This window comes from Bacillus sp. S14(2024), from assembly GCF_050473785.1.
GTDB classification, from domain to species: domain Bacteria; phylum Bacillota; class Bacilli; order Bacillales; family Bacillaceae_G; genus Bacillus_A; species Bacillus_A yunxiaonensis.
The window spans coordinates 4762501-4769600 of the sequence record NZ_JBFLUP010000006.1 but is presented as its reverse complement, the minus strand read 5'-3'; the positions used below and the strand labels follow the sequence as shown (position 1 = coordinate 4769600).

3 protein-coding genes and 2 pseudogenes are annotated in these 7100 nt (G+C 36.4%); all 5 read left to right on the top strand.

Annotated features, from left to right (window positions below; translation table 11 throughout):
• A pseudogene (gene dnaN / locus AB1279_RS24170) lies at positions 1-1105 on the top strand (DNA polymerase III subunit beta); the annotation flags it as partial.
• 122 nt (positions 1106-1227) lie between these two features.
• Complete coding sequence (yaaA, locus tag AB1279_RS24165) at positions 1228-1440, top strand: S4 domain-containing protein YaaA (protein ID WP_098310159.1); 213 nt, start codon at positions 1228-1230, stop codon at positions 1438-1440.
• 12 nt (positions 1441-1452) lie between these two features.
• Positions 1453-2581, top strand: a pseudogene (gene recF / locus AB1279_RS24160) (DNA replication/repair protein RecF).
• Positions 2582-2619: 38 nt separating this feature from the next.
• Positions 2620-4542, top strand: a complete 1923-nt coding sequence (gyrB, locus tag AB1279_RS24155) for a DNA topoisomerase (ATP-hydrolyzing) subunit B (protein ID WP_429757458.1) — start codon at positions 2620-2622, stop codon at positions 4540-4542.
• A gap of 91 nt (positions 4543-4633) precedes the next feature.
• Positions 4634-7099 (top strand): DNA gyrase subunit A, encoded by a 2466-nt coding sequence (gene gyrA, locus AB1279_RS24150; protein ID WP_429757457.1) that lies wholly within the window; start codon positions 4634-4636, stop codon positions 7097-7099.
• Position 7100: the final 1 nt, after the last annotated feature.

Here is a 7100-nt window from a genome sequence, read left to right as displayed (position 1 = left end):
TACAAGATGTAATGAAAGCTGTTTCCTCTCGTACAACAATTCCGATTCTTACAGGGATTAAAATCGTAGCAAATGAAGAAGGTGTTACATTAACGGGTAGCGATGCTAATATATCGATCGAATCCTTTATTCCAATTGAAGAGGATGGAAAAGAAATTGTAGAAGTCCTACAATCAGGAAGTATTGTTTTACAAGCAAAATATTTTAGTGAAATTGTAAAAAAATTACCGAAAGATACAGTTGAAATTTCTGTCGAAAGTCATTTTATGACGAAAATAAAATCTGGAAAGTCCGAGTTTAACTTAAATGGTTTAGACTCAGCTGAGTATCCATTGTTACCACAGATTGAAGAACATCATGTATTTCAAATTCCAACAGATCTGTTAAAACATATGATTCGTCAAACTGTTTTTGCTGTATCTACATCAGAAACACGTCCAATCTTGACAGGTGTAAACTGGAAGGTGTATAACAGCGAATTGATTTGTATTGCAACAGATAGTCATCGTTTGGCGCTGCGCAAAGCGAAAATTGCAGGACAAACTATTTCGAATGAATTTCAAGCAAATGTTGTTATTCCAGGAAAAAGTTTAAATGAGTTAAGTAAAATTCTTGATGAATCAGAGGAAATGGTAGATATTGTTATAACGGAGTATCAAGTGTTATTCCGGACGAAACATTTATTATTCTTCTCTAGACTGTTAGAGGGTAACTATCCGGATACAACAAGACTAATCCCACCAGATAGTAAAACGGATATTTTTTGTAAATACAAAAGAATTTTTACAAGCAATTGATCGAGCTTCTTTATTAGCAAGAGATGGACGTAATAATGTTGTGAAATTATCAACTTTAGAAGATCAAATGTTAGAAATTTCATCGAACTCTCCAGAAATCGGGAAAGTAGTAGAAGAAGTTCAATGCGAGAAAATGAAGGTGAAGAGTTAAAAATCTCCTTTAGTGCAAAATATATGATGGATGCATTAAAAGCATTAGATAGTACAGAGATTAAAATTAGCTTTACTGGTGCAATGAGACCTTTTTAATTCGTACAGTGAACGATGATTCCATTACTCAATTAATTTTACCAGTACGTACGTACTAAAAAGATAGGGTTACTAGTGTAGATGTACTGGTAACCCTTTTGATTTTTCCCTATTACTTTCCTAATGCTTGTTTATTTAGTACAATGAAAGAATGAACACTTTTAGAAAGTGAGCGATTTGTATGAAACATATTCAAATTTCGACAGAATATATTACATTAGGACAATTTTTAAAACTGGCTGACGTGATTGATACAGGCGGAGCGGTAAAATGGTTTTTACAAGAGTATGAAGTGTATGTGAATAAAGAGCCTGAAAATAGACGAGGCCGAAAATTATATACAAATGATATTGTTGAAATTCCGGGGATCGGAACATTTCAAGTTCAAGGATAAAGGGGGATCCCTTTGTATATTACAGAATTACATTTACAAAACTATCGCAATTATGAGCAATTAGATCTTCCTTCGAAGATAAAGTAAACGTAATTATTGGTGAAAATGCGCAAGGAAAAACAAATTTGATGGAAGCGATTTATGTAATTAGCGATGGCTAAATCTCATCGAACTTCTAATGATCGTGAACTTATCAGATGGGATGAAGATTGTGGTAGAATAAAAGGGAGACTGCAAAAACGAAATAACTCTTTGTCCTTAGAACTAAACATTTCCAAAAAAGGAAAAAAAGCAAAGTTAAATCAACTTGAGCAACAAAAATTGAGTCAATATATTGGCGTAATGAATGTTGTTATGTTTGCTCCTGAAGATTTAAACCTTGTAAAGGGAAGTCCTCAAGTACGAAGACGTTTTTTAGATATGGAGCTTGGGCAAATAGCTCCTGTATATTTGTACGAATTAAGTCAATACCAAAAAAGTTCTTACACAGCGTAATCATTTGCTCAAAAAAATGCAAGGCAATAGTCCAAATGATGAAGCTATGTTAGATGTGTTTACACTTCAACTCGTTGAACATGGTGTAAAAGTATTAAAAAAACGTTTTGAATTTTTACGTTTATTACAAGAATGGGCAGCTCAATCCATCGAGGAATTAGCAGAGGACTTGAGGAGCTAGAAATAGTCTATAAACCAAGTGTTGATGTATCAGAATCCATGGATTTGTCGAAAATAAAAGAAGTATACTATGAAAGTTTCCAATCTGTGAAACAACGTGAACTCTTCCGTGGCACAACCTTAATTGGGCCCTCATCGTGACGATTTACAATTCTTCGTTAATGGTAAAAATGTTCAAGTCTTTGGTTCGCAAGGGCAACAACGAACGACCGCACTTTCCCTAAAGTTAGCTGAAATCGAATTGATTTATTCAGAAGTTAACGAATATCCAATCCTTTTATTAGATGATGTGTTATCGGAACTAGACGATTATAGGCAATCACATCTGCTTAATACGATTCAAGGAAAGGTGCAAACGTTTGTGACAACGACAAGTGTTGATGGAATTGAGCATGATACATTAAAACAAGCAAAAACAATTCATGTAACGAACGGCACAGTGGATTGTGGAGAAGAAGACAAATAGCTTCTGTCTAAATGGAAAAGTAGGTGATCTTTGTGTCAATGGAACAAAAACAAATACAAGAGAATGCATATGATGAAAGCCAAATACAGGTCTTAGAAGGACTAGAAGCAGTTCGGAAACGTCCGGGAATGTACATTGGTTCAACAAGTGGAAAAGGTCTTCATCACCTTGTATGGGAAATTGTTGATAACAGTATTGATGAGGCATTGGCAGGGTATTGTGATGAAATTAATGTCTCTATTGAAGAAGATAACAGTATTGTAGTAAAAGATAATGGTCGTGGTATTCCAGTTGGGATGCATGAGAAAATGGGTCGTCCAGCTGTAGAGGTTATTATGACGGTTCTTCATGCAGGTGGTAAATTCGGCGGCGGCGGTTATAAAGTTTCTGGGGGCTTACATGGTGTAGGTGCTTCTGTCGTGAACGCATTATCAACGGAATTAGAAGTATTTGTTCATCGTGACGAGCAAATCCATTATCAAAAGTATGAACGTGGTATACCAGTTGCGGATTTAAAAGTAATTGGAGATACAGATCATACAGGAACAATAACGCGCTTCAAGCCAGATGCAGAAATTTTTACTGAAACAACTGTATATGAGTTTGATACATTAGCAACTCGTTTAAGAGAGCTAGCATTTTTAAATCGTGATATTAAATTAACAATTGAAGATAAACGTGAGCATAAACAAAAGAAAGAATTCCATTATGAAGGCGGAATTAAGTCTTATGTTGAGCATTTAAATCGCTCTAAAGAACCAATACATGAAGAACCAGTATATGTAGAAGGTTCAAAAGATGGAATTCAAGTTGAGGTTGCTCTTCAATATAACGAAGGATATACAACTAACATTTATTCATTTACAAATAATATTCATACGTATGAAGGTGGTACGCATGAAGTAGGATTTAAAACAGCATTAACACGTGTGATTAATGATTACGGTCGGAAAAATAATATTTTAAAAGATGCTGATAGTAATTTAACAGGTGAAGATGTTCGTGAAGGTTTAACGGCTATTGTGTCCATTAAACATCCAAATCCGCAATTTGAAGGGCAAACGAAAACAAAACTTGGAAATAGCGAAGCGAGAACAATTACGGAATCAGTTTTCTCTGAAGCATTTGAAAAGTTTTTACTTGAAAACCCAAATGTTGCTCGAAAAATTGTAGATAAGGGAACGATGGCAGCACGTGCACGTGTAGCAGCGAAAAAGGCTCGTGAATTAACACGCAGAAAAAGTGCGCTAGAAGTATCAAGCTTACCAGGAAAACTTGCAGATTGTTCTTCTAAAGATCCTTCTATTAGTGAAATTTATATCGTAGAGGGTGATTCAGCGGGTGGTTCAGCAAAACAAGGCCGAGATCGTCATTTCCAAGCAATTTTACCGCTTAAAGGGAAAATTATTAACGTCGAAAAAGCTCGTTTAGATAAAATTTTATCAAACGATGAGGTACGTACAATTATTACTGCGCTTGGTACAGGTATTGGCGGAGACTTTGATATTGAAAAGGCGCGTTATCATAAAGTTATTATTATGACTGATGCTGATGTCGACGGTGCTCATATTCGTACCCTATTATTAACATTCTTCTATCGTTATATGCGTCAAATTCTTGAGCACGGTTATGTATATATTGCACAACCGCCATTATATAAAGTGCAACAAGGTAAGCGAGTTGAGTATGCTTACAATGATAGAGAACTTGAAAATATATTAGCGGAGCTTCCGAAACAGCCGAAACCAGGTATTCAACGCTATAAAGGTCTTGGAGAAATGAATCCAGCGCAGCTATGGGAAACAACAATGGATCCAGAAGTACGTTCACTTCTTCAAGTTTCGCTTCAAGATGCAATCGAAGCAGATGAAACGTTTGAAATTTTAATGGGTGATAAAGTTGAACCACGTCGTAACTTTATCCAAGAAAATGCAAAATATGTGAAAAACCTTGATATTTAATGAATGATGACAGGAATCGGAGTATTCCTGTCTTCTACGTATAAATGAACATGATATATCGATCGGAAATGTAATGAGGAGGTGCTGGTTGATGTCAGACAACCAACAACAAGGCCGAATTCGAGAAATTAATATTAGCCAGGAAATGCGTACCTCGTTTTTAGATTATGCGATGAGCGTTATCGTATCTCGTGCACTGCCAGATGTTCGAGATGGGCTAAAACCTGTACACCGCAGGGTTTTATATGCAATGAATGACTTAGGGATTACTGCTGATAAGGCGTATAAGAAATCAGCCCGTATTGTCGGTGAAGTAATTGGTAAGTATCATCCGCATGGTGACTCAGCGGTATACGAGACAATGGTACGAATGGCGCAAGACTTTAGCCAACGATATATGTTAGTAGACGGCCATGGGAACTTTGGTTCTATCGATGGAGATTCAGCAGCGGCAATGCGTTATACAGAGGCAAGAATGTCCAAAATTTCTATGGAGCTATTGCGTGATATTACGAAAAATACAATTGATTATCAAGATAACTACGATGGTTCTGAACGAGAACCGATTGTATTACCAGCTCGTTTTCCTAACTTATTAGTAAATGGTACAACTGGTATTGCGGTTGGGATGGCAACAAATATTCCTCCGCATCAGCTTGGGGAAGTAATTGATGGAGTATTAGCGTTAAGTCGTAATCCAGAGATTACAATTGGTGAATTAATGGAGTATATTCCGGGACCAGATTTTCCTACATTTGGTCAAATCCTTGGTCGAAGCGGCATTCGAAGAGCTTATGAAACGGGACGCGGCACAATTATGCTTCGTGCGAAAGTCGAGATTGAAGAGAAGGCAAACGGAAAGCAATCTATTATTGTAACTGAGCTTCCGTATCAAGTAAACAAAGCGAAGTTAATTGAGAAAATTGCGGAGCTTGTTCGTGATAAAAAGATTGATGGTATTACAGATTTACGCGATGAATCAGATCGAAATGGGATGCGTATCGTCATGGAAGTGCGCCGTGATGCAAACGCCAATGTGTTACTAAATAACTTATACAAGCATACAGCACTTCAAACAAGCTTTGGTATTAATATGCTATCTCTTGTAAATGGAGAGCCAAAAGTATTAAATTTAAAAGAATGTTTATATTATTATCTTGAGCATCAAAAGGTTGTTATTCGTAGACGTACTGCATATGAATTAGAGAAAGCAGAAGCTCGTGCTCACATTTTAGAAGGGTTACGTGTTGCGCTAGATCATCTTGATGAAGTTATTAATCTAATTCGCAGCTCGAAAACAGCAGAAATTGCGAAACAAGGATTAATGGAGCGTTTTGGTTTAAGCGAGAAGCAAGCGCAAGCGATTTTAGATATGCGTTTGCAACGTTTAACTGGATTAGAACGTGAGAAGATCGAACAAGAATATCAAGAGTTACTTGCATTGATTGCAGAGTTAAAAGCAATCCTAGCAGATGAAGAGAAGGTTCTTGAGATTATCCGTGAAGAATTAGAAGAGATTAAAGAACGTTTTAATGATACAAGAAGAACGGAAATTACAATTGGCGGCATGGAAGCCATTGAAGATGAAGACTTGATTCCGGAACAAAACATTATAATAACTCTAACTCATAATGGTTATATTAAACGATTGCCAGCTTCTACGTACAAAACGCAAAATCGTGGTGGACGTGGAGTTCAGGGTATGGGGACAAACGATGATGATTTTGTAGAACAGCTATTAACAACATCTACACATGATCACATTTTATTCTTCACAAATAAGGGGAAAGTATACCGTACGAAAGGATATGAAATTCCTGAATATAGCCGGACAGCAAAAGGTATACCGATTATTAACTTATTAGAAGTGGATAAAGGTGAATGGGTAAATGCGATTATCCCAATTCGAGAATTTAATGATGATCAATTTTTATTCTTTACAACAAAATACGGTATTGCAAAAAGAACGCCGCTTTCCTCATTTGCTAATATTCGTAATAACGGTCTAATTGCTATCTCTCTTCGTGAAGAAGATGAATTAATCTCCGTTCGCTTAACAACAGGTGAAAAAGATATGATTGTTGGCACGAGTAATGGGATGTTAATTCGTTTCCATGAAGAAGATGTCCGTTCAATGGGACGTAATGCAGCGGGTGTTAAAGCTATTACACTTGGCGAGGAAGATCAAGTTGTCGGTATGGAAATTGTAGAAGAAAATATGGATGTTTTAATTGTTACGAAGAATGGTTATGGTAAGCGTACTCCAGTTGAGGAATATCGTTTACAAAGTCGCGGTGGTAAAGGTCTTAAAACATGTAATATTACAGATAAAAATGGTAAGTTAATTGCTCTTAAGTCTGTACATGGCGAAGAAGATATTATGCTGATTACAGCAGCAGGTGTATTAATTCGTATGCCAGTTGACCAAATTTCTCAAATGGGACGTAATACGCAAGGTGTTCGTTTAATTCGTTTAGAGGACGATCAGGAAGTAGCGACAGTAGCAAAAGCACAAAAAGAAGATGAAGAAGAGAATCAAGGAAGTGAAGAAGAATAAG